The following is a 26,454-nucleotide window of genomic DNA, read 5'->3' on the forward strand; positions in this document are numbered from 1 at the left end:
GGCGTAGCTGAAAGATAATTGCTCATTTTTCTTTCTTGGTTTTCTTGGTGTATATGAATTTAGAAAGTGTAGACGAGATTTGGGGTTTGCCGGTTTGTTGTGATAGTAGGGGTGCTATCGTTGAAAATTTTACACTTTTAGATGAGTATAAAGATCAGATTTGCAGCATTAGCTATAAGGATGATATCGTTTTAAAATTTAACGGTATTGTTGATTCTGATGATTTTAATTTGAAACTTTTTGATAATAAATTAGCCTTTGAAGGCCAAGTTTCTTTGGTTTTATATTCTGGCAACCTGAATGTTTTACTAGAGGCGGAGAAGAGCATATCTTTTGAGCTTAAGGCGATTGGACAGGGCGAAGGCTATTCTGAGTCAGGAACTGAGGAACTTGACCAAGTAGATACTTACAGATCTTATTATGAGTTTTCAGATTATGTAAATTGTTGCAAAGACTCTCTTATGGTTAAAGTTTACTTTGAGGGTGATTTTTTAATCGTTGATGCAGCTATTGATAACACTGTTCTTTTGAAGAAGGTTATCAGTGATAGTTTTTGTATTAATAGAGATAAGATAGTTATTAATTCTTTCAATGATTCTTGCATTAATACCCTTTTCCCAATTTATTTTAATGCAGTTTTACAGGGAGTTGTGCTTGCAGTCAGACTTAAGAAGAAAGTTAATATTGTCTATTACAAAAGACACTTTTTAATGGCAAGTAGTTTGAGATTAAAATTTTCAGCTATCAATTGCTTATCGGTAGAAAATAAACTTTCAAAGATTGTTCTGGATCTTGAGATTAACAGGCCATTGAATTTTTTGTACAAATTTTATTTTAATTACCTCAAACGCATTTTCAATAATTTGTTTTTTGATTTTAAAGTGCATATCAATTTTATAGCATCCAATAGTGATATTGTATTTTTTTATGATAATCATTTCTTATTTGAGACTTCTGTTTATAACTTTATTTATTCAAACTTGTACAATCTTGCTATGCATTTTGCAATTGAACCTCTTGGTTATTTACTCGCTCATGTTAAGACTGAATACGATGAGTTCTTAAAATTTTTTGAGCAGATAGATCTTAAAAATTCTATTATGAGAAAATCATCTTCTGTAAGTTTAAATAGTAGCTATGGTATTTTTGATGTAAGTAGGAAAAGTGTAGGATTTAGTTTCATAGACATAGATACTGTTCTTATGGGAGGGAGGCAAACTATTTCTATGAGTTTGCATAAGAATAAATTAGATATATTTATTCCTTATAAAATCTTGGATGACAACTTAATAAATTATTTAAGGAATGCTTTAGCTAGGGAGTTTGGATTAGCGTATGACAGTGTAGGGTTTGTTATAGGCGATGCTTGTGAAGATGATGTTGGTGCATTGATTAAAGAATCTTACTTTATTGGAAGAGAAATTTTAGCTGTTAAAAAAAATCTTTCTTTAATGGTTGGTGAAAATTTTAAAGGTGATTATCCTGTTGTGATTGAACAAGATTTTGTTCTAAGCACGGATACTAGGTTTAAGACGGCATGTTCTCTTGAAATTGGTATAAAAATATATTCTTTTGAAATTACATTTAGAAATGTAACTTTTTTTGTTCAGTGTGGCAAGATTGATAAGATCGGGTTAAATAATAAGAGGGCATTTTCAGTTTTTAGTTTGGCGGCCAGCTATGTTTTCGGAAAAGTCAATTACGATATTGATGACTCGTTGACGTTTGAGTTTTTTGAAGATGGAGAAGATTTTCTTTCTTTCAGAGCTTTGTTTATTTCGTCTGTCTCTGCAATTAGAACAGCTTTGATTCAAGCTTTTGGTTTCAATCTATCTAGAATTCCTATTGAGATGGAAGATGTTCTGAATAACTGGAGTGTGAAGATTGATACTGATTAGCTTTAATTTGAATGGAGAAAATCTTTCAAAAAGTGTTGATCTTTCTTTAAGCACTAGAGACCTTTTAGAGGGTGTTTTTTATTCGGGCGGAAAAAAATTAGTTGAAGGGGCTAATAACAACCCTTCATTGGTGCTATTAAACTTAAGACCGGTATATTCAACTCTAGTTCCGGCTTTTATGTTAAATGGAAGTAGCATCACTACTGTCGAAGGGTTAAAGAATACATCTTTTTATGGTAATTTAGTTAAGGTTTTACTAGAGAATGACTTTGGGTTTTGTGAAAACTGTTTTTCGTCCAATGCCCTTTTGTTTTATTATTTTCTGAAGAGCAAGGTAATAATTAGAAAGGATATTTTGGGATATTATAGTACGTTGAGATGTTACTGCGTTGATGTTAATACCTTCCTGGATGTTTATTTGCAGTTAGAGGAATTAGAGAGAAAATGAGCGGCATAAGAGTGTATTATCCAGAGCATTTTAATGCGCTTGTTAGTTTGTTTGATAAAGAATTAAATAATTGTATCGTGTATAACGAAATTGATTTTCATAAAAATATTGAGCTTTTTAAAGAAAAGGATAGGGTTGACAATTTATTTTTGGTTAATAATTTTGAAAGATTTAGAAAAATTTCACTTAAAAGTAATTTTTTGGAAATAGGGCCTTGTGTTACTTACAATGAAATATTACAATTTGGAGAGAGAAATATTCCAAGATTGTTTTATGAGCTTATTGCAAGGTTAGGTGACAAAATATACTTAAACAGTATTAACATTGCCAACGGTTTTTATTATAAAAATACCGTTTTTGATTTGCATCCTTTGTTTTTAAGCCTTGACGCTCAGCTTGAATTCAGAGATGTTTTAACTAAAAAAACGTATACCTATAATGCTTATAGTATTAATAGGGATGATTATATACAAAATCGTAATACTTTGTTTTTAACAAAATTGAAATTTCCAATTACAAATCTGTGGAATAAGAGCTTTTATGGTAGGGTGTTTGTTGATGCTTTATCATTTGAAATGTTAGCAAGTGTAAACATAATTTTTATTTGTGTGCTTTTAAATGTTAAAAGGGATATTATAAGTGAGTTTTTGATGAAAATATTTTATGACGACAAGGTTATCACGTTAAGGGATTCTCAGGTTTTGCTTCTCAATAAATCTTTGCCTTTGTCTGTTTCTGAGATTGAGGATTCTATTAAAATGTTGGATAAAAATGTTCGAGATGTGAAAAATTTTAGTCTTGGCGAGAGAAGCTTGAAGCTTATCAAAAGTTTTTATTTTGATATATTAGTTAGTTTTTGATCTTAGAAAAATTAGAAAAGTTAAATAACTGTTAATTTTTGTTAATGTTTTATCTGAAACCAATAGAATTAATTTATCAATTTGCTTTTATGTATTATAATGTTAATTTGTTAATGTTTTACAAAAATAATTTTAAAAAAAAGGGGTTCTTGAGTTTATGGTAAAAAAAGAAGCTACGATTAGGGCTATTAATGGCTTGCATGTAAGACCAGCATCGACTTTTGTAAAAAGAGCTAAAGAGTATGTTAGTGATATAACTGTGGAAGCTGACGGAAAATCTGTAAGTGGTAAGAGCTTATTTCGTTTGCAAACTTTGGAGTTGTCTTCTGGTAAGAAAGTTTTGATTTGTGCTGATGGGGATGATGAGGAGAAAGCTGCGAGTGAGCTTTCTGAGCTCATCGAGTCTTTTAAAGAGTAGGCTTGGAAGGTGTTATGACTTTATCGGGAAAAAGAATATCTAAGGGGATAGGGATAGGGGAGGCTCTTTTTATTAGAAAAGATTTTGATAGCTTGATTGATAAGTCAAAAATTGATTCTTCTAGAGTTGATGATGAGATAAGAAAGTTTAACGATGCTAGGGTTGGGGCTATATCTACGCTTGAAAAGCTTACGAAGAAGGCAGTGGATCAGCTTGGCGCTGATAAGGAAGGCATTTTTGAGGGGCAGATGTTGATTATTGAAGATGCTGAGCTTACAGATGCCGTTTTAAATTTTATTAAGCGTGAGAATTGGAGTGCTGCTTACGCTGTTTATTTATCTTTTGAAGAGTTGATTAAGTGTGTGGAGGAGTATACAGATGTTTACCTAAAGGAGAGAGCCTCTGATTTCAGAGATATTAGGAATAGGCTTATTTCAAATATTTTGGGACAATTAACAGATTTGTCTGAAATTAATCGAGATGTAATTTTAATTACCGAAGAATTGACTCCTTCTGATACGATGCAGGTTGACTTAAGTTATGTTAGAGGATTTTTGACCACAGTTGGTGGTGAGACCTCTCATGCTGCTATTTTGGCAAGAACAATGGGCCTCCCGGCTCTTGTTATGTCTTCTTTAGAAATTGGCAATATTAAAAATGGCGATAGGTTAATAATAGATGGTCTCTCTTCGATTGTTATTAATAATCCATCAACTAGTGAACTTAATAAATATATGAACAAAATGTTAAAGCATAATAAGATTGAGGAAGAGCTTTTTTTATTAAAAAATAAGAGTGCAGAAACGAAGGATGGCATTACGATAACTTTAAAGGCTAATATTGGAACTCCTGCGGATATTTCTTATGTTAATAAATATGGACTTGAGGGGATAGGGCTGTTTAGGACAGAGTTTTTGTATATGGAATCTGGAAAACCGCCTACAGAGGATGAACAGTTTGAAGCTTATAAGAAAGTTGTGGAAACTGTTGAGAAGAAGGGCGTAGTTACTATTCGTACTCTTGATGTTGGAGGAGATAAGAAAATACCTTATCTTAACTTCCCAAAGGAAGATAATCCTTTTTTAGGATATCGAGCCCTTAGAATGTATATGGACTATGAAGAGTTGATACAGGTTCAATTTAATGCAATTTTTAGAGTCAGTCATTATGGTAGGGTAAGAATAATGGTTCCTATGCTTACTAGATATGAGGATATTGACATAATTGATCACTTTGTCAGTCGTGCTAAAGAAAATTTAAGATCTAGGAATTTACCTTTTGATGAGGATTTGGAAATAGGTTGTATGATAGAAGTGCCTTCAGCAGCCTTAGTTGCTTCCGAACTTTCTAGTAGATTAAAATTCTTTAGTATTGGTACGAATGATTTGACTCAATATACTTTAGCAGTAGATCGTGGGAATCAGAAGATAGCAAATTTGTATGACAAGTATAATCCCGCTGTTTTAAGACTAATAAAGAATGTTTTTGATGTTGGGAATAGCTCTGAGATTGATGTGTCTGTTTGTGGTGAGCTTGGGGGCGATGAGGCTGGAGCTTTAATTCTTGTTGGTCTTGGATTTAGGTCTTTGAGCATGATCCCTAGCGCTTCACTCAGGATTAAGTATTTACTAAAAAAATATACGATATCTGAGCTTAGTGAATTGGCTAATAGGGTATTGAATAGTAAATTAGAGTCAGAGACTTTAAAATATTTAGATAAATTTATAGGAGATTAGTTATGGGGTTTTTAGATTTTTTTAAAAAGGCCGCTACTTTGGATTTGATAGCACCTGTTAGTGGGAAGGTTGTTTCGATTGATAAGGTTCCAGATGAGGCATTTGCCGAAAAGATAGTTGGGGATGGAGTTGCTATTGTGCCAACGGGTAGTGAATTGGTGGCGCCTTGCGACGGAACTATTGGTAAGATTTTCAAGACAAATCATGCTTTTAGTCTTGAAACTAAAGAAGGTGTTGAAATTTTTGTTCACTTCGGTATTAATACTCTTAATTTAAATGGGAAGGGTTTTACAAGGGTTGCCGAAGAGGGTATGAGTGTGAAGCAGGGAGATGTTGTTATTAGACTTGATCTTGACTATTTAAAGGCGCACGCAGAATCCGTGGTTACCCCCGTTGTTATTGCAAACTCTGATGAGGTCTCAAGTATTGAATATGTATTTGGTAAGTTTGATGACGGTTCCGAGTATATCTTGCCCGCTTCTACTTCTTTAACGGAAGATATTAGAAACAAGATATCCCAAACCAAGCCCGTTGAGGCTGGCAAGGATTTAGTTCTGAGAGTTAGAAAATAAGGGGCGAGTGCCCCTCCCTAGTTATCATATGCTTTTCTCTAGGATTTCATTCAGAATATTGATGAATTGGCTTGGATTTTTGCTGGGTAGTCCTGAAGTTATTCTTGCCTCTTCAAGAAGAATGATGCTTATTTTTTTCAGATTTTCACTGTCTAGATTTTTTAAGTTTTGAATGATTTTGTTGTTCGGGTTGAGCTCAAGGATAGGCTTTACTTCTTTCACTTCTTGCCCCATTGACAGCATAATTTTTTGCATTTGATACGTAGGGTCTGCGCTATCAATAATGATTGCCGATGGTTCTTTTATTAGTGTGGCTGATAGCAGAACGTCTTTGACCTGGTCTTCAAGCATTTCTTTTACTTTTAGCAAGATATCTTTGAATTCTTCCTCAGTTTTTTTAAAGTTTTCATCTTTTAATTCATTGCTTGTTTCGTTTTTATTAATCGCTTTTAACTTCATTCCGTCATATTCTGTAATGAAATTTAAAATGGCTTCGTCAAGTTCGTCATCCATAATAAGGGTTTCGTATCCCCTTTCCTTATAGGCAGATACAATCGGATTGGCTTTTAATACACTTTCTCTCCCTCCAGTTATGTAATATATACTTTTTTGTCCCTCAGGCATTCTATTTTCATATTCTTTCAAGGATACAATCCCATCTACGTTAGAAGACTTAAATCTAATCAAAGATATAAGTTTTGCCCTGTTATCAAAGTCAGAATAAACCCCTTCCTTCAAGCACCTGCCAAATTCTTTTGAAAATTCAGCAAACTTGGAAGAATCAGATTCACTAAATTTTTCAAGCTCACCCAGTATCTTTTTTACAGAGGATGACTTTATTTTAGATAGTATTTTATTTTGTTGCAGAATCTCCCTGCTTACATTTAGCGGTAAGTCTTGACAATCTATTACCCCTTTTACAAATCTTAAGTAATTTGGGAGTAAACTACCCTCAGAATCTGTTATGAAGACTCTGTTTATAAACAACCGTACACCGGGTTTAGGATTTGGATAATATAGATCATAGGGAGCCTTGCTTGGTACATAGAAAAGGTTGATATATTCAACACTCCCCTCAGCTTTTGTATGAATATGGATAAGCGGGTTCTCATAGTCAAAAGTCAGGTTTTTATAAAATTCATTATATTCTTCAGCAGTAATTTCATTTTTATTTTTTACCCAAATTGCAGTAGTTTCGTTTGCTTTATCTTCTCTGTCTTCGAACCCCTCCTGTTTTCCGTCTTTCATTAAGGGTTCTCTGTATTTAATGAATATAGGATAGTTGATATGGTTCGAATATTTCTTTATAATCTCTTGAATTTTCCATTTGTTGGCATACTCGGTTCCTTCTTCGTTAAGGTAAAGGGTTATCTCGGTGCCCATGTCATCCTTTTCTGTTTTCTCTATTTCATACCCCGTTTTGCCATCACTAGACCAGATATAAGCATTATCTTCTAAAGCTTTTCTTGTTCTAACTTCAACTTTCTCCGATACAATAAAAGCACTGTAAAAACCAACTCCAAATTGCCCAATCAAACTTGAGGCTTTTTTTTCATCTTTTTTTAAGTTGTTTATGAATTCCTTGGTTCCTGATTTTGCAATTACCCCAAGATGATTAATTAGATCTTCTTTATTCATTCCAACGCCGTTGTCTTTGATCTTAATGATTTTATCTTCGAATCTTATTTCTATTCTTGGCTCTAGGTTAATATCCTTAAATTTTTCATCCGTTAAGTTTAAAAATTTAAGCTTGTCAATTGCATCAGAAGCATTTGATATTAATTCCCTTAAAAATATTTCTTTATGGGAGTAAAGTGAGTGTATGATTAAATAAAGCAGATCATTAACTTCTGTGCCAAATTGTTTTTTCATGAAAATCTCCCCTCTTTCGTTTGGTTTAATCTTTACTTTTTCTATGATATAACATAATCTGAAAATAATAAATAAAGTGACTTTACTTGGAGTAAAAAGTTGAGGTAGAGGATAATACGATGGATGTTGGTATTTATGGGCTAGGTGTTATGGGCAGTAGTTTAGCTTTAAATATTGCTGATAATGGATTTAATGTTTCCGTTTACAATAGAGATAGCGATAGGACTGAGGCTTTTCTTATGGAAAATGCCCATAGGAAGATTAGTGGATTTAAAGACATTGAGAGTTTTGTTAAAAGTTTAGAAAAACCTAGAAAAATCATTCTAATGGTAGCGAGTTCTGCTGTAGATAAAGTAATTGAACAAATTCTCCCTCTAATTGAAAAACTTGATATTATTATTGACGGTGGGAATTCTCACTACAAGAATACAATGAGAAGAGAGAGAGAACTGTTTTCTAAAGACATTTATTTTGTTGGACTTGGAATTTCAGGAGGGGAGGGAGGAGCACGGTCTGGGCCTTCATTAATGTATGGTGGTAGTAAAAAGGCATATGAGTTGATTGAGCCTGTTTTGAACAAGATAGCGGCTAGGACACGAGTGGGGGATATTTGTTCTTCCTACATTGGTGAGAATGGGGCTGGACACTATGTAAAAATGATTCATAACGGAATTGAATATGCCGACATGCAGCTTGTTGGTGAGGCATATTTCTTTATGAAAAAAGCTTTTAATTTAGATAATTTAAGGATTGCAGAAGTATTTGAAAAGTGGAGCGAAGGAGAGCTTTCTAGTTATTTGGTAGAAATAACATCTATTATTTTAAAATATAGGGAAAATAATGAGTATTTGCTTGATAAGATTTTGGATGTTGCAAGTCAAAAGGGTACTGGAAAGTGGGCTTCAATTGAGGCTTTTGAGACAGGTGTGCCAGCAAATTTGATTTTTGAATCTGTGTTTGCGCGGTTTCTGTCTACATTAAAACATGAGAGAGTAATTGCTAGCGATATCCTTAAAATGGACGTAGGCTCTTTTAAATTAGAACTCAGTGATTGGATTTTAGATCTTTATTATGCTCTTTTGGTTTCGAAGATATTGGCTTATGCGCAGGGTTTTATGCTTCTTAAGACGGCATCTGTTAATTATAATTGGGATTTGAACTTGGGAAAAATTTCTTTAGTTTGGAGAGAGGGCTGCATAATTAGAAGTGTTTTCCTGGAAAAGATTAAGTTAGCTTATGATAAAAACCCTCATCTTATTAATCTACTTTTTGATGATTACTTTTTAGAGATAATTAAAGGACATCACAAATCTTTAAGACGAATAGTTTCAAAAGCTAGCGAAATCGGAATACCCTTGCCGGTATTTTATGCAAGTCTTTCCTTTCTGGATTCTTATTCTACCAATTATCTGCCAGCCAATTTAATCCAAGCTCAGCGAGACTTTTTTGGTGCACATAAATTCGAAAGACTGGATTCAAAGCTAGGTGAATTCTTCCATAGCACTTGGCAGTAGTTTAAGTTTTACGTTAAACATAATATTTTGCGAATATTCCTCCCATTATGTTTGTTTTAAGCCCCGCGTAAAGATGATGGTATGCAAGAGATCTTGTGCTTGATATAAATTCTATTGAAGGTGCTATTTTGAAACCTATTTCCACCTGTTCTGTTATGTCGTAGGAAAGGATTACTGGTATTCTAGCTCCAAAACCCAGTTGGATGTTTATTAAATCTGACTTGTTGGATGCTATGTGTATGTTCCCCCCAATACCCAATCCAATCGATAGCCTTTCTATTAAGGGTATTGTAAAGATTAAATCTAGAGCTGCAAGTGAAAATAGATGGAAGTCGTATTTTTTTGAATTAATTCTGCGGTTGGACAAATTTATTCCATTAGTGCCCCCGTATCCTATCTCAATATCAATAAAAGGAAAGGACATAACATAACTAAGGATAGGGTTCCCAATATTCAGCCCAAATCCTATCCCCCTGTCCAGGTATGAATTTCTCCCATTCCCACTAGTCCACGTGATCAATAGTAACGACATCACTATCACTAATTTCTTCATTAAGCCTCCAATAAATAGCACTCGTTATAATATTATAATACCATAATATTAGTTTTAAAAATTAAACAAAGCTTTTCTGAATATACAGTAAGCTTGCTATTCTGAATTTAACTTAAAAATTAAGCGAAACATTTTAAACATTTTAAGGATCTCAATATTGCATTACATAAAGTGTTAGTTTGATAGCATGTCGTTCAAGTATTTCATGCAATCCAAAATCTAAGCCCCATCGTTGCAAATAGTTCCCATTTTTGAGTTGAGCTGACAGCCCCACCCCAAATATTGACACCAGGTCCTGCTTTTAAAAAGATGTCAACTGATCTTTTACTAACTGAGAAATTTAATATAAAAGACAGCCTTCCTCCAATAGTTATTGAACTGTAAACTGCTTGATTTTTGTGCCACTTCGACATCCACCACACCCCATAAACACCAATTCCAAGTGCAATATCTATGAAGCTTGAATCCTCTAATAGATTGTACGTGGGGGTAACAAATTCTAAAGAGGAAAATATTGTACTAGCGTTTTGAAACAAATTCCTCAGCCCATTGTAAAGTCCAATCTCTATCTCAACATTGGGTCCCAAGATCAGTTGCAACGTGCTTGGGAAAGGACCCATCACGCCAACACCAAAGGAACCCCGACTTGTATACAAATCTTCTGCCGAAACATTCATAACGACCATTAATATAAGGATTAAGATCAATACTGTTTTTTTCATACCCCTCTTTATACCCATAACCTCCGCCTGTTAAGTATATACCCAAGCCCCTAAAATGGAAACTAGGAGCACCGTTCTATACTTTGAATAGTGCACTAAAAATAAAGATATACCTTTTCTTCGCTTATATTCTTGTTTGCTGTTTATTGCTGTTTACATGAACCAGATTATTGCTGTTTACATGAACCAGAATCTGGCGCCAATTCCTGCAAATACTTCCCACCTAAACCCCACTCCTTTGCTCCAAATGTTCATCCCAAGACCAGGTGCCACTTTTAAAAACAAATCAAATCTTTGCCTAGACACTGCCAGATTTAAAATTAGAGGCAATCTTGCTCCTATGCTCATCGGGCCATTGTTTGCCTGGCTACCACTCCATCTTGAGAACCATATGGTTCCGTAGGCACCGCCCCCGACAGCAAATTCTAGAATGCTAGCTGCCCCTGGGAAGGTATATGCATAGAAGAGATAATCTAGTGCAAGAAACAGAGTTTTCCAATCTTGAAATAAATTGTTTGCACCATTGTAAAGGCCAAAATCTATATCTACACTTCCAAGGCTTAACTCCAATACAATAGGAAACGGTAATAAAATCCCCGTCCCAAATTTACCCCTTGCTGTTGATGCTGAGCTTGGAAAAACAGAGTTTAAACCCAGCACCAACATCAAAATGACTATAATCTTTTTTTTCATAACAATTCCCCCTACAGAAATGTTTAACCCTAGATTGTAGAAATTCAACAAATCTGTGTTAAGGCGAATATCCTAGGTAACCTAACTCTTAATCCAAACCTTTATTCCTATAGAAAGATCCCCCCTTATTGGTAATACAAATTGCTTACTAGGAGTTTGACCGACAAAAAGAGAAGGAGAAGTCCTTATGTTAATTTCGAAATTGTCACCTAGCATTTTGTATTTTAGACCAGAAGGAATTGATAACCCAATTTTATAGTTAGTCCCCGAATAAGATTTCTGTTCATATATTTCTGTTGTTTTGCCAATTTCTAAAAACAGACCAATACCCATAAAAAAGAAGAAAGTATCTACAATGCGTAAATCCGAAAATATATAATGAGCATGTGTATAAAACATGAATTCTTTTGAGAAAAGATTTGAGATACTGATGTGTATTATTCCTACACTGATGTCAAAATTTTTTATGCTGAATTCTATTCCCGTTGGAAAGGGGAGGAAGAGCCCAAAACCGAATTTTCCTCTTGATTGAAAGTTAAGGGGAGTTTCCATTTTAGTCGTGGTAAGGGTGCTCTTTGGGGTTTCTTTTGAAAAGAGATATCCGTGGGAAAGTAATACCAAAAATGACAATACGAATAGCAATTTTTTATCCAACATTTGCGTTCTTCTTTATTTCAAGAAGCTAATTAACAATAGCTTACATACTTATTATAAATAATGTTTTAAACATTATTTCATATTCATTTAGTATTCAAATTTTTGATTTATAATTGGTGTTCAGCGGTGTATGAAATAATGTGGGGTTTGGATCAATTGACATTATGACATTCCACTTGTTTATTAGTTCTATCATTAAGAGGCATTTATGGAATTAGAGACAGATTTGCAGGGCATGTTGAGTCAGTATCTTTTGTTTAGCTTGGATGAACTTTATGCCATTGAGATTAAATACGTGGTTGAAGTGTTGGAGTACACTAAAATATCTAAAATACCAAGAACCCCTGACTATATGGCAGGTATAATTAATAATCGGGGGAAGATAGTTCCTATAATCGACATCAGAAGGCAATTCGGCATGGATGATCGTAAGATTAGTGAAGAGGAAGTTAAGAAAAATAAGGGGGTTGATGTTTCAAATATCATCATATTGACTCTGACATATGAGGGGGATGAATTTAACCTTGGAATTTTGGTGGATTATGTTAATGAAGTTCTTGAATTAGACCCAGCGAGTATCGATGATACTCCTAAGATTGGCACGGGGTTTAACGCTAGGTTTATTTCGGGAATTGGCAAGAGTAAGAATAGGTTTATTATTATTCTTAATATAGAGAATTTGTTTGATATTAAGGAGCTTTCCAAGTTTAGAAACACTACGATATATGATCCTAATAACGAGCAATAGGAGTTTTAAGTATTATGCTTTATAAGCCAGAGGGGGAACTTGTAATAAATAATATCTTTAGAGTTAAGGAGGATCTTTTAAATATTTTTAAAGATATGCAGGAGGGTGATACTCTTACTGTTAATCTTTCGAGTGTGGAAAAGATCGATATTACTTTCGTACAAATTTTGTACGCTTCCAATAAGTATGCTAAGAGTAAAAATTTATTTTTAAAGATAGAGTATCCATCAGATGAAGTTTTGAGTTCGTTGTTGTATGGTGGGTTTTTAAATGATATTGAAGATGTTGATAATTTGGATTTAGGGTCTGGTTTAATTGAATTTTAGTTTTATGTATTTAAAGGGAAACTTATGAACAGTAGGGATATGATTGATAAATTTAAGGATTCTTTTAAAGAGGAGTCTATAGAAAACATCTCGGATATTGAACAAGCACTTCTTAACATTGAGTTTGAATCGGGGCAGGAAATTATTAACTCTATTTTTAGAAACCTTCACACAATAAAGGGCAGTGCTGGGATGTTTGGCTTTAATTTTACTGCTTCTCTTGTTCATGAGATAGAGACTGTGCTCGATCCTATTAAGGAGGGCTCTGACGAATTTGGGCAAGCTACTATTGATTCTACTTTAATGGCAGTTGATTTTATTCGCGAGTTAGTTGAAGGAGATGAAGCTATTGATGAGATCGAATTTAAAACTCGAGAAAGAGAATTGATAGAGGGAATTAAAATGGGGATAGGAGCTGCTGTTGATGTTAAGCTTGGCGATGGTGAGTCTAGTGCTAATTGTGAAGCTCATGTAGACTCATCTAATGATGCTGAGGAGGAGTCTACGTCCGGTTCCTCGCCAGAAGATGGATTTGATGATGAGGCTTTAAATATTGCAACTAGAGTTTATAAAATTCTTTTTTTGCCTGCAAGGGGTGTTTTGTTTCATGGGCACAAACCGATCAATTTATTAAAAAAAGTGTTGGACTTGGGCAATGGCCAAGTTAGAGCCAGGGTGAGCAGTATTCCTGATTTAGAGTTAATTTCTCCGGATAATGTTTATGTTAGATGGGAGATGAAATTAGAGACGGAAGAGAGTAAAAGTGTCATAAAAGATGTTTTTGTGTTTTTAAATGAGCAGTCAAATGTTATTGTCGAAGAGGTTGACGGGTTTTATGAAATACCTGAGGAAGAACCTCATTTGTTGGCAGTAGATACGGATGAGACTGGGGAAGATAAGGCGAGTGACGATATTTCTTCTGTAAAACAGAACGCATTGTCAAAAGCGGGAAAAGTTGAAAATAAAACGGTTGTCAAGGGAGAAGTAAGTCATTTTAATTTTAACGATGCTACCGCAAAGAGCAAGGTAAATATTGCAAGTATTAAGGTTGATTCGAAAAAGTTAGATCATTTGGTGAATCTTGTTGGTGAACTTGTGACAATTCAATCTAAGCTTTCAAAAGAAGCTGAGAATAGGAGTAGTAATATTTTAAACTCGATTTCAGCTGAATTTTCTTTGCTTATTAATGAACTCAGAGATTATACAACGGCGCTTAGAACAGTTCCTATTGAAATTTTGTTTGTAAAATTTCAAAGAATAGTTAAGGATTTGTCTTCTCAGCTTGGAAAATCAATCCTTTATAATACTCAGGGCGGGGATACCGTTCTTGATAAAAGTATCATTGAGAAGTTAAATGAGCCTTTGGTTCATTTAATAAGGAATTCAATTGATCATGGTATTGAGTCAGCTGATGAGAGGGTAAAGGCGGGGAAAGATCCCAGAGGTGTAATTAAGCTTTCTGCGCATCAATCGGGGGATTCTGTTATTGTGGTTATTGAGGATGATGGTAGGGGCCTTGACAAGCTTAAAATAATTAAAAAAGCTGTAGAAAAAGGCATAGTATCTGAAACTGTTTCAAAAACTTTATCGGAAGCTGATGCTTATAGTTTAATTTTTGAGCCTGGATTTTCAACGGCTAGCGTTGTGACAAATATATCTGGGCGTGGTGTTGGGATGGATGTTGTTAGGCAGCAGGTAGAGTCCCTAAGGGGTAATGTTATTCTTGAGAGTGAACTTGGTAAATATACTAGAACAAAATTAATTTTTCCTCTGACCTTGGCAATTATTGAGGGTTGGTTGGTAAGAGTAAAAGAGGAGCATTTTATTGTTCCTCTCTCTAGTGTTGAATCCTGTCTTGAGGCTGATAAGTTGAATTCTGGGAAATGCGGCCTTGATTCCAATAATAGTGTTATGAATTATAGAGGGAGCATGATTAGTTACATACGTCTGCGGGAGTTTTTTGAGATATCTAATGAAAGAAATGCTAGTGAACATGTTGTTGTTGTCAATACTAACAGTGGTAAGATAGGGATTGTGGTTGATGAAGTATTGGGGCAGCATCAGACTGTCATAAAAGCTTTAGGTAAAGTTTATTCTAGAGTGGAGGGGGTGTCTGGGGCTACAATACTTGGAGATGGTAGTTTGGCCTTGGTGATAGATATTGATACTATAACTAAAATTATAAAGTAGTGTGTTTTAGTATTGCATATTTTGGGTTTCGGTAATGTAGGGTATACTAAGAGATAGCGATGAAGATATTGGTAGTTGATAATCAGGGTTTAGTGAGGCAGGTTTTTGTTAGGGCTTTTAAGCAGGATTTGGATGTTGAGATATTAAATCCAGGATCTAATTCTTTAAACCTTATTAAGGTTTTCTTACAGAGATTTCCCGATTTGGTTATCATTGATGAGAATACGGCTAGGTCTAATTTTGGAAGCGCTCTTGAAAATGTTCTTAATAATATTTCGCTTCCTGTTGTGTTTATAGCAGAAGATGAGGATAATCCAAGTTTTGGATTTCTTGAAAATAAGAAAGACAAGATCAAATTAATAATAAACAAACTTAATTTTAAGCTTGTTGTTAACTTATTTAGAAGTGATTATTTGGGCTTGGTAAAATCTGAGATTAGAAAGCTTGGAGACAACAAACTTTCTGTTTCTTTTGATGTTAAAAGGATTAAAGCTCCTGATTTTTCTCTTAAGTCTGGTCTTAAGAAATCTAGTGTGGATTTTTCTGGTGTAACGAAGAGCTATAAAGCTTCGGATGTTATTAATGTTGCTCCCAAGAATGATCCAGATGTTGTTTTAAAATATCAGGGTGTTATTAATAGACAAAGGACGGGGAAAGTGATTTTTGTTGGATCCTCAACAGGAGGTACTGAAGCCTTAAGAGTGTTCTTAAGGTATTTTAAGAAAGATTCTCCTCCGATTGTTGTTGTGCAACACATGCCAGGGGGATTTACAACATCTTTTGCAAGAAGCCTAAATAGTGAATTTGAAATTGATGTAAAAGAGGCTGAGGACGGAGATATTTTAAGGCCGGGTCTTGTAATAATTGCAAATGGTAATTATCATTTGATTGTAAAATATGGCAATGGTAATTATTTTGTTAATTTACTAGATGGGCCTTTGGTTAGTAGGCACAAGCCGTCTGTTAACGTGTTATTTCGTTCTGCTGCTATGTATGCTGCGGAGAATGCTATCGGGGTTATGCTTACGGGAATGGGGGATGATGGTGCTGCTTGTATGCTTGAGATGAAGAGCAATGGCGCGTATAATATTGCTCAAGACCAGGCTACATCTGTGGTTTTTGGAATGCCTATGGAGGCAATAAAAATAGGTGCTGTGGACAAGGTTCTTCCTTTAAATAAAATATCAGAGTTTGTTTTAAGGAGATCTTAATGAGCGAAGATAAGCGTTTTGACTTTGACCTTTACATTGGTAGATTGTTTGCTGAGCTTGGAAATTTTGATGCTCGATCGAGGCAAATTTATTCGAATCTAAGCAAATCAATTCCTAAATTAATAGAGAAACTTTCAAAAGATATTAAAGATTTGTCTTTTAGTGTCGGGATTATTTCCGATCTTGATATTGAAAATGATTATTCTTTGAATAATTTCATCTATAAGGCAATAAGAGTATTGAATGATTTTGTGTCTTATTTTAATGCTTCAACCGATTCACTTGAAACTCAGTTTAGCATTATAAAGGATAAGGTTAAGGACATAGAAATACTTGAAGATGTCATTGAGAAGATGAAGAAAAGCTCTCTTGATATGGAAATAATGTCTATTAATACATTAACAGTTGCCTTAAGGGCTGGGAGAGCAGGGGGAGCTTTTTCTTATATTACAAATGAGATTAAAATTTTGACTCAATCTATGATTAAGCAAGCAGATCAGCTTACTAGTAGAGGAAGGGACATTAAGGTTGGACTTGATCGCGCTAAGGAACAGGTGCGTGAAAATAATACCGCCGAGAATAAAATCCTTGAAGAATTTAAAGATAATTTGATGAAAAATATAGATGAATTTTCGGGAGAGATCGGTGAGGTTATTGCCTTTTATGACAGCATATTGGATATGCTGAATGAGTTTAAATTCAAATTTGTGAATGCCGTTTCCTATCTTCAATTTCAGGACAGGCTTACTCAATCCTTGTATCATTTAAACATTATGTATTCAAATGTTGATGTTTTTAAATTTAGGGACATAAGTGAGCTTCAGCGATTGAAATTTTTGTCTATTTTTACAGGTACGTCCAGAATGATAGTTAGGGACGTTATTGATAAATTAGATGAAAATTTGACTGTGTTTGAAAAGTTTGTTGATACGTCTATTTCGTCTATTCAGACTATTAATGGTTTGAAAGCGGAAAACTCTTTATACATCGATATTGCAAGAACAGTGGAGTCTTTTTCAGTTATTTTATTGAATTTACTTAAAAGAATAGACGATGTAGAGAAGAATAATTCTAATTTTTTAGGCCTTTACTATGAACAGATTAAGTTTGTTAAGTCTTTGGAGTTTATGTTCTCAAATATTTCAGCTATCTCCGCTAGGTTCCAAAATATCAATATAGCTTCTAAAATAGAGGTTGTAAAAAGAATTGAACTTGAAGATATGGAAGGTAATATTTCTGAAATGTCAAAGATTATTGGTAATATTGATTTAAACATTAATAAAGGTCGAGAGTTTTTAGATCAAATAATATTTTTCTTTGAGAAAGTTGTAAAGGATTATGACAATAGGTTTTATCTTGAGAAGAATTATTTTAAAAAATTTAAAAAGTTGTTTATGGAGATAAAGAATAACATTTATGAGATAAAAAATATTGCCGTTAATAATATTTTGTCCTACGAGATGTTTTCGGTTGATTTTTTAGAAATATTTGAAGAGATAAAAATGGAAGTTTACAATATTAAAAATTTAAAAGGTAAACTTTTGGATATTGAAGAGCTTATAGCTAGTATGGGAGGTGATGTCGACCGTGCGCTTGATTTGGAGTTATCTAGGAGTGGTGTTGACTCTGTTGAGATTGAAGACAAGGAATTTGTTAGAAGAATTGCTAATAGATTTACTTTGTTTATACACAAAAAGCATTTGTTATCTCTTATTGAGGACGAAAAAGATGTCCAATCATTGGATGAGGGTAGTGTAATTTTATTTTAATTTTTATATAATTATCGAGTAATTCTTAAATTTTGAAATAGTCTTGAGGGGGTTTATGTGAGAGTGATGGATTCAGGAGAGTTTGATGAAGAAGAGAATTTTAGTTATAGATGATAATAGAGCCATCAGACAGAGTGTCGCTTATATTTTGGAGCAAAATGGTTTTGGGGTTTCTGAGGCAGAGGATGGGCTGGATGGTGTGACCAAGTTTAAGGAGGCTGTTGGGCAAAGTGACAGGGATTTTGATCTTATTATTACTGATATAAATATGCCCAATTTGGATGGAATAGGGGTAATTAAACAGATAAGAGAATTTGGGAGTTTTGTTCCAATACTTGTTCTTACAACTGAGTCTGAGCAGTCAAAAGTTGATGAGGGTCGTAAGGCGGGTGCTACTGGGTGGCTTGTTAAGCCTTTTAATCCCGATACTCTTATGCAAACGATATCGAAAATATTCTAACTTGTGTTTTTAAAGTTGCGATTGAAAGTTGCTTTTGGGTACAATCGGTTGTTTATGTTTTGTATTCCAGGATGTGAAACATAGAGATTTGATTCTAGAGGGGGGCTCTTTATGGATCTTAAGTTGAAGGAACAATTTTATTCTGATCTAGGGGAACTGATCAGGTTTAATAGTGTGGCTGTTTCTCCTCTAAGGGATAAGCCTTTTGGAGAGCAGATTGATTTGTGTTTGGATAAAGTTTTGAAAGTGGCTGGAGACATTGGTTTTGAAGTTTACAAGGCTGGGGATGGGTATTATGGTTTTGCTGAGATAGGTAGAGGATCTGAGCTTATAGGCATTTTGGGGCATGTTGATGTTGTTGATGTTGGAAATTTATCTCAGTGGCATTCGGATCCCTTTACCCTTAGTTTGAGGGATGGAAATGTTTATGGTAGGGGCGTTTTAGATGATAAGGGGCCTTTGATGGCTGTTCTTTATGCTTTTAAATCTTTAGTTTTAGATGGATTTTCTTTTAAGAAGAGATTTAGGATGATTTTTGGAACGGATGAGGAAACTTTGTGGCGGTGCATTGAGCAGTATAAAAAAAGGGAGGTAATTCCTGATTTTTCTTTTACTCCTGATGCTGATTTTCCGGTTGTTAATGCTGAGAAGGGCTTGTTACAGTTTGATGTTGTTAGTGGTGAGAAGGGTTTTATGGATTTCAATCTTGGGATTGGATATAATGTGATCCCTGGGGAATGTTCTTTTGAATTGGGGAACTCTAATAGGGATGAATTTAGAATTTTACTTGATGGGTTTGGGGATAGGATTAGGTATAAATTTCACGAAAATGATGTTTTAATTCAGGGTGTTTCGGCGCATGCTTCATTGCCTGAGGCTGGAGTTAATGTTGCTCCTTATGCGTTAAGTATAATTAAGAGCTTGGGGATGGAGGCTAATTTTATTAACTTTTTTGAGGAAAAGATTGGGTTTACTGTTAATGGTGAAAAGTTGTTTGACAAAGTTTTGGAAGATTCAAAATCTGGAAAGCTCACCCTTTGTTTGACAAAGGTTAGTTTGTCTAAAACTTCTAATCAAGTTTTGTCTTTTGATATGAGATATCCTGTGGACTTTAAGAGAGAGGACTTGGTAAGTTTAATAAGGGATGTGCTGGATTCATATTCTTTAAACTACAGTGAAGTCTCTTATCTTGACCCTATTTATGTTAATTCCGATTCTGATTTTGTTAAGACTTTAGTTGAAGTTTATAAAGACTTTACAGGAGAATCTGATGCTAGACCCATTGCTATTGGCGGCGCAACTTATTCGAGGGCTTTGAAGAACTGCGTTGCCTTTGGTCCTTTGTTTAAGGGGGCAAATAACACTGCTCATCAGACCAATGAGCACATGAAGGAAACCGATCTTTTAAGGCTTGTTTCAATCTACAAGGAGGCCATCAGCAGGCTCAACGGGTAGAGAGAGCTCAAGCCTGACCCCTTTTTACCGTTCAGTAAGACCGCAACGCTTTACAAACACTGCAAATACCGGTAGTCGGGGTCGAACCGACACGAGGTTACCTCATCAGGTTTTGAGACTGACGCGTCTACCAATTCCGCCATACCGGCAACGAGTTCTATTTTACTATAATAGTTCCTAAAAAATCATCATTTTTATTGAAAACTTTTTCTAGGTTTTTGATGTCAAGTCCATTTAGAACATAAGCTTTAAGACCAAGATTTAGAGCTAATTTGGTCGCTATTGGGTCAAACGGTAAATTTGAGCCAGGTTCCCAGTCGTTTCCAACAATGTCTTGTAATTCGCCCCAAGTGATTTTGCTCAGTCCCTTTGCATCTTTAAATTTTTTTGGATCTTTATCATGAATCTGGTTTATGTTCGTTAGGTTAATTATCTCATTCGATTTGAATTTCTCAGCAAATTTTACGGCAATATAGTCCGTTGAAAAGCCTGGTTTCCATCCCGATGCAACTAGTATATTTCCCTTGAAATGAAAATCTTTAGATGGATCACTAACAATCGCATCAATACAAACTGGCTTCATTGACTTGCTAATAAAAATGGCATTTAGTTTAGTTGCCAGTATTCCAATCTCATCAAGGTCGTCATTTTCGAATTCGGGGTTGATCTTTTTGTAAGAGTCTTGATATTCTCTTGCTGTTTTACCCCCACCTGTTATTAATATTATTTTTCTTCTATTGTCTTCTTTTATCCACTTAAAAATAAGATTTCTAAGGTTTTTAATATATTCTATGTTGATTTTATCCGGATTAATTACCCCGCCCCCAAGGCTAATTATTTTAAGCATTTAAACTCCTTGTTTCCGATAGGAATTCGCCTTTCCATTTTAACCTGTATTATATATTATTTTTGGGTTTATTTGAAAATAGGGTTAAAATAATGTAAATTCATTAACTATACTGTACAATATTTGTTTGAACTTGTGATGTGGAATGTTATTTAATAATGGTAAGTCATTCTATGCAGGCTTCTGTAGGGTAGTGTTTGTTTGGGAGGATGTTATGCATAAGTACAAGGTCTCTGTGATTATTTGCTTTTTTAATTCAGATAAAACTCTTGAATCGATAATCAAAGATGCCGTTAATCAAACATTAAGGGATAAAGAGATTATATTGGTAAACGATGGTTCTTACGATAATAGTTTACAAATAGCTCAAAAGTATACAGACAGGTATGATTTTATAAAAATTGTTAATCAAAAAAATATGGGAATAGCTGCCTCTAGGAATAATGGGTTTGAAAATGCTCAAGGAGAATATGTAGTTTATTGGGATAGTGACGATTCAGTTGAAAGTACCATGCTTGAAGTATTATACAATAGGGCTAAGGCAGATAATTCAGATGTTGTTTGTTCTCAATTCTACATTTATTTTCTTGCCAGAAATATTAAAAGAAAATCTTTACTACCCTTTCCCAATTATCCAATAACTGGGAGAGAAGCTTTTGAAAATTTATTATCGACTGTCTTTGCTAGTTTTTCTAGGAAAAATTTCGTTGTGGGTACCTTGTGGGATAAACTCATCAGAAGGGATTTGATTTTAAATAATAATATTAGACTACACAGCGTAGTGTTAGAAGATATAGTGTTTTTGGTTCATGTTTTTTTAAAGGCGGGTAGGGTTTCTTTTGTTAATAATTATTTCTACACTAATTTTCAAAGGATAGGAAGTGCCAGTTCTTCAATTAGTGTAATAAGTAGAGCTGGTAGTACTTTTGAGGCGATAGAAACTTTACTAAGAGATGAGAAAATTTTTGAAAAATATTTTGAGCTTTATAAAAAATTTTATTTACAGCTTTATTATTTTATTTCCTTTAAACAGATTTACATTGTGGTCTGGAGCATTAAGGATCGGCTTGTATATAGAGCCTATAAGGCAAAACTTGTCTCTGTTCTTAATGAAGTCAAATGTCATGAAGAGTTTAGGGAGTATTATGCAAGCCTTCAGAGTTCTTCAGGATTGAACGGTATTCAAATCTTGCCAAGAGTTATGCTGAGGGTGTGGGATGTTAGCTCAGCATTCTATGTTAATTTTGCTATATTTGTCTATAGAGTTTTTTTAAAAAATTAATGTTTCTTGTAGTCAGCTTCAATTTGTCTTGATTAATGGTAGGAGAATTTAGGTGATGCTGGAGTGTTTGGATGTATGCTTTTCTTATGACAGGTGTGAGGTTTACTCAGATTTGAATTTGGCTTTTTCAAAGCCGCAGACTTATTTAATTCTAGGTAAAAATGGAGTGGGTAAGACTACTCTGCTAAAACTTATTAGTGGCCTTTTAAATCCGACTAAAGGAAGTATTATGTTTAATTCTTTAAATGTTTTTCCAAGAAATCCTTTAAACTTAGAAAATTTATTTTTTGTTCCTGAAGAATTTAAGTTACCAAATGTTTCTTTGGATGACTATCGTAGTTCTTTACATAGATTTTATCCAAACTTTGAAGAAGAAAGTTTTAGGGAATGTCTATTGAAATTTGAGCTAGACATTAATCTTCAGTTTTCATCTTCTTCATATGGCCAGAAGAAAAAGAGCATTATTGCTTTAGCTATTGCTACCAATGTTCCTGTTTTGATATTTGACGAGCCCACAAATGGGCTTGATATCGCTTCGAAGAATGTTTTCAGAAGTGTTATAGGTGGTTTAAAAAATAGGATGGTCTTTATTACAGGACATAATGTCAGAGATTTGGTTGATATAGTAGACCATTTAACTATTATTGATGATAAAAATGTTCTTTTTTCAAATTCAGTTTCTTATATCAATGAGAACTATAGGGTTAAGAGCGTGGATAAGTTAAGTGGGGAAGAGCTTTATTATGAGGAAATAAGGGATGGATTTAAAGCACTTTATTTTGAAAGTGAGACTTGTACTAATAATGAGGTTGACCTTGAGTTTTTCTTTCTATACGTGACCAGTAGTAAGGGGTTGGCAGATGTTTAGTTTGAAAAGATTTTCTATGCTTGTTAATATGGATTTTGTTTATAACAAAAGACTATATCTTTACTACTCTATGTCAATCTTTTGTGTCTTCAATTTGATACATCTCTTTTTAAGGTTTTATTATGATTTTAGTTTAACTGATATTCCGACTATTGATGGAATCATGTTTTTATTTTTTGCCTCCTCCTACGTTGTGTCTATATATATGATGTTTGATCATTATAGGTTGATTCATGATCCACTCTCAAGTGTGTTTTATTTATCTCTGCCCGTATCAACTCCAGAGAGGTATTTTTTTGTTTTGTTTAAGTTTTTATTTGCGTTTCCGTTGTTTTTAATTCTTTGTTATTACTTAAGTCTCAATTTTGCTGTGTTACTGGATAATGTTTTTTTTAAAGAGATTAAGGCGGATTTTTTTTCTTTAGGTTTTCTTTTTGGATTTTTAAGAATAACTTATGTCAATTATTTAATGGCTTTTCCTATATTTTTAATGTCCAGGCTTTTATTTAAAAGTTATCCCTTTTTAAGGGCTGTAGTTATAAGTGTCTTGTTTTATATCTTATTGGAAGCTTTTTTCAGTTTTGTTATATTTTTTACGGACAAAAATTTGTTTAAAGTAGCATATAAGTTTAGTGTTTCAAATAAGGGGGGCTATCTATTTTTGTTTAGGGTTAGTTCCATGTTTTTTTCAGTTTTGTTATACTTCCTTGCGTATTTCGTGCTCAATAATTTGGGAAATCCAAACAGTAAAACCAGTTTGGTAATTTTGTTGGGATTAATTTCTCTTTTCTTCTTGTTATCCCTTTTAATAGTGGCGTCTCTAGCACTACTACACTAGATGCCCAACTCGTTAATCTTTGAGTATATATATAATCTTTTACGATTATATATACTCAAAAATGTGCTACGTCAAGGTGTTACATGAGAACTTAGCGTTTTAATTTTTTTAGGGGGAGTTTTAATGAAAAATAATCTAAAGATTTTAGTGATAACAGGGGGCGTGATCTCTGGTATAGGGAAGGGGGTTACCTCGGCAAGTATTGCAAGGTTGTTTAGGGACAATTTAAAGATAACACCAATTAAATGTGATGGGTATTTAAATACGGATCCTGGCACTATTAATCCTGTTGAACATGGAGAGGTTTTTGTTCTTGATGATGGCGGAGAGGTTGACATGGATTTTGGACATTATGAGAGATTTTTGAATTTGAATGCTAGGTCTAATTGGAACATTACGATGGGCAAAATATATAAAAATATTATTGAGAATGAGAGACGTGGCAAATATTTGGGGCGAACTGTACAGCTTATTCCCCATGTTACTGATGAAATAAAGGATACAATTTTTACAATTGCCAAAGAGGAGTGCAGTGAACTTTTAGTTATCGAAATAGGTGGCACCGTAGGAGATATGGAAAATATTTTGTTTATTGAGGCTATGAGACAAATAAGATATGAACTTGGGAGCGATAGTATTGCTTTCATTCATTTAACTTATGTGCCAAGTCCTGTGGGGATTAATGAGCAAAAATCTAAACCTACTCAACAAAGTGTAAAGACACTTAACAAAGCTGGAATTTTTCCAGATTTAATTATTGCAAGAAGTTCTCAGCTTTTGACAAAGCAAATAAGACAAAAAATAGCTATGTTTTGTAACGTAGATACTACCTCTATTATTGACAATACAGATGTTGCAACTATCTATGAAATTCCTCTCTCTTTTTATAAACAGGGATTACATGAAATTTTGGGGGCTAGGTTTAAAATCAATATTAATCCTAAGATAGAAGAGCTTGATAGATTGGTGGGTGTAATAAAGGGAAATCTTGTATCTCCTAGTAGAATAATCAAGATTGCTATTTGTGGCAAATATGCCGAACTTGGGGATTCTTATGCATCAATATTTGAATCTTTAACTCATGTATCTGCGAATTTAGATGTTTTGATTAAAACAACTATAATTGATAGTACCAATTTTGATGAAGAAGTTTTAAGAGGCGTAGATGGTCTTGTGGTTCCTGGTGGTTTTGGGAGTAGGGGGTATGATGGTAAAATTCTTGCAATTAGATATGCAAGAGAACACAATATTCCTTTTCTTGGTATTTGTCTTGGCATGCAGCTTGCAGTTATTGAATTTGCTAGGAATGTTTGTGGAATACTTGATGCTGATACTGAGGAAAATTTTGAGGGTAATTTTACAGGAAGTCCTGTTATTCACCTGTTGCCTGAACAAAAAGCATTAAAAGATAAAGGAGCTACGATGCGGCTTGGAGGTTATCCTGTGGTTTTGGAAAAGGATACGATAGCTTTTAAACTTTATGGAAAGGATAAAATTATTGAAAGGTTTAGACACAGATATGAAGTCAATAATGACTATCTTGATGTGTTTAGGAGTAATGGACTTATTGTCTCTGGATTTTCTGAGGATTTTAAAATGGTAAAAATAGTGGAAATACAAAAGAATAAGTTTTTTGTGGCCTGTCAGTTTCATCCTGAGCTTATTACAAGGTTGGAAAGTCCTTCGAAGCTCTTTTTGGGATTAGTTGAAGCTTGTCTTTAATGATCTTTAACAATTCATTGTAAAGTACTTGCAATTTAGGGTAAGTATGATACTCATTTATTCCTTTAATATATTGCAGAGATTTAATATAATCTGTAGGATATGTTTTCAGAGAATATTTATTAGGGGGTAGTGTGAAAGAGGAAGATATCAAGAAGGCAATCGCAGTGAAAAGATTAGTCAAATACTTTTTTGATGAGCTTAAATATAGAATGAAAATACCCTGCTTGAGGCAGATCAATAAAGAGATGAGTACAAAATACATACTTCTTAACCTTTTCAGGAAGATAGCAAATCTTCCGTTTAATAAAAAATATGAAATTGAAGAACAGCTTCCTCTTGATATTGCTGGGAAAATAGTGCAGACTGACGCAGCTCTTATTAAGAGATTGGATTATGAAAGGTGCGTTATTATTGGTGTTGTTGAAGCCAAAACGGATCAGAGTGACCTTGACTATGATCTTGAGAGATTTTTCCTTCAGGGCAATAAAGTTAATGTCCTTTTTTGGCAGCCAAAAAGAGTTGTCTTGAAGCAGAATGAGGAATTGATTACGTTAGAATCAGATGATATTTTTAGATTTGATAACGATTTTTATTTACCAGAAGTGAAAGCGAAGCTAGAGGATTTCATTGGTGTTTTTATGCGGTTTTTTTCCTATGAAGATGTTTTGTTTGAATTTAATAAAGTTAAGGGCAAATATTCTTTAGCCAAGAATAACTGAGATATCTTACTTAACGAGGATAAAGTTTTTTGCAGAATATTATCATATGTTTTGGATGGATATTGCTTCATGA

Annotated in this window: 24 protein-coding genes, 1 tRNA gene and 2 pseudogenes; 20 read left to right on the plus strand and 7 right to left on the minus strand. The window is 34.0% G+C overall.

Annotated elements, in window-relative coordinates; genetic code table 11:
* The first annotated feature begins 53 nt into the window (after positions 1-53).
* The 6 genes from LKV13_RS02795 to crr all read left to right on the plus strand — a co-directional run bounded on the left by LKV13_RS02795 (position 54) and on the right by crr (position 5,932).
* On the plus strand, positions 54-1,898 hold the full coding sequence (locus LKV13_RS02795) for a hypothetical protein (RefSeq protein WP_229089084.1): 1,845 nt from the start codon (positions 54-56) through the stop codon (positions 1,896-1,898).
* Positions 1,885-2,346, plus strand: coding sequence for a (2Fe-2S)-binding protein (locus LKV13_RS02800; protein WP_229089086.1), 462 nt, complete (start codon positions 1,885-1,887; stop codon positions 2,344-2,346). The genes LKV13_RS02795 and LKV13_RS02800 overlap by 14 nt, the downstream gene beginning before the upstream one ends.
* On the plus strand, positions 2,343-3,206 hold the full coding sequence (locus LKV13_RS02805; RefSeq protein WP_229089088.1) for an FAD binding domain-containing protein: 864 nt from the start codon (positions 2,343-2,345) through the stop codon (positions 3,204-3,206). The genes LKV13_RS02800 and LKV13_RS02805 overlap by 4 nt, the downstream gene beginning before the upstream one ends.
* A gap of 157 nt (positions 3,207-3,363) precedes the next feature.
* Complete coding sequence (locus LKV13_RS02810) at positions 3,364-3,624, plus strand: HPr family phosphocarrier protein (RefSeq protein WP_229089090.1); 261 nt, start codon at positions 3,364-3,366, stop codon at positions 3,622-3,624.
* A 14-nt stretch (positions 3,625-3,638) separates the two neighbouring features.
* On the plus strand, positions 3,639-5,360 hold the full coding sequence (gene ptsP, locus LKV13_RS02815) for a phosphoenolpyruvate--protein phosphotransferase (protein ID WP_229089710.1): 1,722 nt from the start codon (positions 3,639-3,641) through the stop codon (positions 5,358-5,360).
* Positions 5,361-5,362: 2 nt separating this feature from the next.
* Positions 5,363-5,932 (plus strand): PTS glucose transporter subunit IIA, encoded by a 570-nt coding sequence (gene crr / locus LKV13_RS02820; protein ID WP_229089093.1) that lies wholly within the window; start codon positions 5,363-5,365, stop codon positions 5,930-5,932.
* A gap of 24 nt (positions 5,933-5,956) precedes the next feature.
* Here the strand turns inward: crr and htpG are convergent, their stop codons facing one another.
* Positions 5,957-7,804: a molecular chaperone HtpG gene (htpG, locus tag LKV13_RS02825; protein WP_229089095.1), complete on the minus strand. Its 1,848-nt coding sequence runs from the start codon at positions 7,802-7,804 to the stop codon at positions 5,957-5,959.
* A 119-nt stretch (positions 7,805-7,923) separates the two neighbouring features.
* Between htpG and gnd the strand changes: the two genes are divergently transcribed.
* On the plus strand, positions 7,924-9,318 hold the full coding sequence (gene gnd, locus LKV13_RS02830; protein ID WP_229089097.1) for a decarboxylating NADP(+)-dependent phosphogluconate dehydrogenase: 1,395 nt from the start codon (positions 7,924-7,926) through the stop codon (positions 9,316-9,318).
* A 13-nt stretch (positions 9,319-9,331) separates the two neighbouring features.
* Here gnd and LKV13_RS02835 read toward each other — a convergent pair whose 3' ends face one another.
* The 4 genes from LKV13_RS02835 to LKV13_RS02850 form a co-directional block, all read right to left on the minus strand.
* Positions 9,332-9,871, minus strand: a complete 540-nt coding sequence (locus tag LKV13_RS02835) for a BAPKO_0422 family outer member beta-barrel protein (protein WP_229089099.1) — start codon at positions 9,869-9,871, stop codon at positions 9,332-9,334.
* Positions 9,872-10,074: 203 nt separating this feature from the next.
* Entirely contained in the window at positions 10,075-10,611 is a 537-nt protein-coding gene (locus LKV13_RS02840) for a BAPKO_0422 family outer member beta-barrel protein (protein ID WP_229089102.1), read from the minus strand.
* 159 nt (positions 10,612-10,770) lie between these two features.
* Positions 10,771-11,286 (minus strand): DUF3996 domain-containing protein, encoded by a 516-nt coding sequence (locus LKV13_RS02845; protein ID WP_229089109.1) that lies wholly within the window; start codon positions 11,284-11,286, stop codon positions 10,771-10,773.
* A gap of 81 nt (positions 11,287-11,367) precedes the next feature.
* Positions 11,368-11,943: a BAPKO_0422 family outer member beta-barrel protein gene (locus LKV13_RS02850; RefSeq protein WP_229089111.1), complete on the minus strand. Its 576-nt coding sequence runs from the start codon at positions 11,941-11,943 to the stop codon at positions 11,368-11,370.
* 208 nt (positions 11,944-12,151) lie between these two features.
* Here LKV13_RS02850 and LKV13_RS02855 point away from each other — a divergent pair, with 208 nt between their 5' ends.
* The 8 genes and pseudogenes from LKV13_RS02855 (at position 12,152) to LKV13_RS02885 (ending at position 20,102) form a co-directional block, all read left to right on the plus strand.
* Positions 12,152-12,691: a chemotaxis protein CheW gene (locus LKV13_RS02855; RefSeq protein WP_229089114.1), complete on the plus strand. Its 540-nt coding sequence runs from the start codon at positions 12,152-12,154 to the stop codon at positions 12,689-12,691.
* A gap of 14 nt (positions 12,692-12,705) precedes the next feature.
* On the plus strand, positions 12,706-13,017 hold the full coding sequence (locus tag LKV13_RS02860) for an STAS domain-containing protein (protein WP_229089116.1): 312 nt from the start codon (positions 12,706-12,708) through the stop codon (positions 13,015-13,017).
* Positions 13,018-13,041: 24 nt separating this feature from the next.
* Positions 13,042-13,387: pseudogene (locus LKV13_RS04315) on the plus strand (Hpt domain-containing protein); the annotation flags it as partial.
* 164 nt (positions 13,388-13,551) lie between these two features.
* Positions 13,552-15,207: pseudogene (locus LKV13_RS04310) on the plus strand (chemotaxis protein CheA); the annotation flags it as partial.
* Positions 15,208-15,266: 59 nt separating this feature from the next.
* Positions 15,267-16,418: a chemotaxis protein CheB gene (locus LKV13_RS02870; protein WP_229089124.1), complete on the plus strand. Its 1,152-nt coding sequence runs from the start codon at positions 15,267-15,269 to the stop codon at positions 16,416-16,418.
* Positions 16,418-18,187 carry a BB0569 family chemotaxis protein gene (locus LKV13_RS02875; RefSeq protein WP_229089126.1) on the plus strand — a complete coding sequence of 590 codons (1,770 nt, stop codon included), beginning with the start codon at positions 16,418-16,420 and terminating at the stop codon, positions 18,185-18,187. Before LKV13_RS02870 ends, LKV13_RS02875 begins: the two co-directional genes overlap by 1 nt.
* 85 nt (positions 18,188-18,272) lie before the next feature.
* A complete protein-coding gene (locus LKV13_RS02880; protein ID WP_229089131.1) occupies positions 18,273-18,647 on the plus strand; it encodes a response regulator in 375 nt (124 codons plus the stop codon).
* Between the two features lie 111 nt (positions 18,648-18,758).
* A complete protein-coding gene (locus tag LKV13_RS02885) occupies positions 18,759-20,102 on the plus strand; it encodes a Sapep family Mn(2+)-dependent dipeptidase (protein ID WP_229089137.1) in 1,344 nt (447 codons plus the stop codon).
* A 66-nt stretch (positions 20,103-20,168) separates the two neighbouring features.
* Here the strand turns inward: LKV13_RS02885 and LKV13_RS02890 are convergent.
* A tRNA-Leu gene (locus LKV13_RS02890) sits at positions 20,169-20,251 on the minus strand.
* A gap of 8 nt (positions 20,252-20,259) precedes the next feature.
* Positions 20,260-20,949, minus strand: coding sequence for a UMP kinase (pyrH, locus tag LKV13_RS02895; RefSeq protein ID WP_229089142.1), 690 nt, complete (start codon positions 20,947-20,949; stop codon positions 20,260-20,262).
* Positions 20,950-21,163: 214 nt separating this feature from the next.
* Here pyrH and LKV13_RS02900 point away from each other — a divergent pair, with 214 nt between their 5' ends.
* From LKV13_RS02900 to LKV13_RS02920, 5 genes are all read left to right on the plus strand, one after another.
* Entirely contained in the window at positions 21,164-22,231 is a 1,068-nt protein-coding gene (locus LKV13_RS02900) for a glycosyltransferase family 2 protein (protein WP_229089152.1), read from the plus strand.
* A gap of 52 nt (positions 22,232-22,283) precedes the next feature.
* Complete coding sequence (locus LKV13_RS02905; RefSeq protein ID WP_229089156.1) at positions 22,284-23,099, plus strand: ATP-binding cassette domain-containing protein; 816 nt, start codon at positions 22,284-22,286, stop codon at positions 23,097-23,099.
* A complete protein-coding gene (locus LKV13_RS02910; protein WP_229089158.1) occupies positions 23,092-23,937 on the plus strand; it encodes an ABC transporter permease in 846 nt (281 codons plus the stop codon). The genes LKV13_RS02905 and LKV13_RS02910 overlap by 8 nt, the downstream gene beginning before the upstream one ends.
* Before the next feature lie 123 nt (positions 23,938-24,060).
* Positions 24,061-25,659, plus strand: a complete 1,599-nt coding sequence (gene pyrG / locus LKV13_RS02915) for a glutamine hydrolyzing CTP synthase (RefSeq protein WP_229089166.1) — start codon at positions 24,061-24,063, stop codon at positions 25,657-25,659.
* Between the two features lie 134 nt (positions 25,660-25,793).
* Positions 25,794-26,381, plus strand: a complete 588-nt coding sequence (locus tag LKV13_RS02920) for a hypothetical protein (RefSeq protein ID WP_229089171.1) — start codon at positions 25,794-25,796, stop codon at positions 26,379-26,381.
* The last annotated feature ends 73 nt before the right edge of the window (positions 26,382-26,454 follow it).

This window comes from Candidatus Borrelia undatumii (genome assembly GCF_020882015.2).
Lineage (GTDB): Bacteria > Spirochaetota > Spirochaetia > Borreliales > Borreliaceae > Borrelia.

What these genes read in the sequence shown, in the direction of transcription:
- LKV13_RS02885 (WP_229089137.1), top strand. Translation starts at nt 18,759, where the DNA reads ATGGATCTTAAGTTGAAGGAACAATTTTATTCTGATCTAGGGGAACTG.
- pyrH (WP_229089142.1), bottom strand. Translation starts at nt 20,949, where the DNA reads ATGCTTAAAATAATTAGCCTTGGGGGCGGGGTAATTAATCCGGATAAA.
- LKV13_RS02855 (WP_229089114.1), top strand. Translation starts at nt 12,152, where the DNA reads ATGGAATTAGAGACAGATTTGCAGGGCATGTTGAGTCAGTATCTTTTG.
- LKV13_RS02850 (WP_229089111.1), bottom strand. Translation starts at nt 11,943, where the DNA reads ATGTTGGATAAAAAATTGCTATTCGTATTGTCATTTTTGGTATTACTT.
- LKV13_RS02870 (WP_229089124.1), top strand. Translation starts at nt 15,267, where the DNA reads ATGAAGATATTGGTAGTTGATAATCAGGGTTTAGTGAGGCAGGTTTTT.
- gnd (WP_229089097.1), top strand. Translation starts at nt 7,924, where the DNA reads ATGGATGTTGGTATTTATGGGCTAGGTGTTATGGGCAGTAGTTTAGCT.
- LKV13_RS02875 (WP_229089126.1), top strand. Translation starts at nt 16,418, where the DNA reads ATGAGCGAAGATAAGCGTTTTGACTTTGACCTTTACATTGGTAGATTG.
- LKV13_RS02795 (WP_229089084.1), top strand. Translation starts at nt 54, where the DNA reads ATGAATTTAGAAAGTGTAGACGAGATTTGGGGTTTGCCGGTTTGTTGT.
- ptsP (WP_229089710.1), top strand. Translation starts at nt 3,639, where the DNA reads ATGACTTTATCGGGAAAAAGAATATCTAAGGGGATAGGGATAGGGGAG.
- LKV13_RS02880 (WP_229089131.1), top strand. Translation starts at nt 18,273, where the DNA reads ATGAAGAAGAGAATTTTAGTTATAGATGATAATAGAGCCATCAGACAG.
- htpG (WP_229089095.1), bottom strand. Translation starts at nt 7,804, where the DNA reads ATGAAAAAACAATTTGGCACAGAAGTTAATGATCTGCTTTATTTAATC.
- LKV13_RS02910 (WP_229089158.1), top strand. Translation starts at nt 23,092, where the DNA reads ATGTTTAGTTTGAAAAGATTTTCTATGCTTGTTAATATGGATTTTGTT.
- LKV13_RS02840 (WP_229089102.1), bottom strand. Translation starts at nt 10,611, where the DNA reads ATGGGTATAAAGAGGGGTATGAAAAAAACAGTATTGATCTTAATCCTT.
- pyrG (WP_229089166.1), top strand. Translation starts at nt 24,061, where the DNA reads ATGAAAAATAATCTAAAGATTTTAGTGATAACAGGGGGCGTGATCTCT.
- LKV13_RS02805 (WP_229089088.1), top strand. Translation starts at nt 2,343, where the DNA reads ATGAGCGGCATAAGAGTGTATTATCCAGAGCATTTTAATGCGCTTGTT.
- LKV13_RS02900 (WP_229089152.1), top strand. Translation starts at nt 21,164, where the DNA reads ATGCATAAGTACAAGGTCTCTGTGATTATTTGCTTTTTTAATTCAGAT.
- LKV13_RS02845 (WP_229089109.1), bottom strand. Translation starts at nt 11,286, where the DNA reads ATGAAAAAAAAGATTATAGTCATTTTGATGTTGGTGCTGGGTTTAAAC.
- crr (WP_229089093.1), top strand. Translation starts at nt 5,363, where the DNA reads ATGGGGTTTTTAGATTTTTTTAAAAAGGCCGCTACTTTGGATTTGATA.
- LKV13_RS02835 (WP_229089099.1), bottom strand. Translation starts at nt 9,871, where the DNA reads ATGAAGAAATTAGTGATAGTGATGTCGTTACTATTGATCACGTGGACT.
- LKV13_RS02860 (WP_229089116.1), top strand. Translation starts at nt 12,706, where the DNA reads ATGCTTTATAAGCCAGAGGGGGAACTTGTAATAAATAATATCTTTAGA.
- LKV13_RS02810 (WP_229089090.1), top strand. Translation starts at nt 3,364, where the DNA reads ATGGTAAAAAAAGAAGCTACGATTAGGGCTATTAATGGCTTGCATGTA.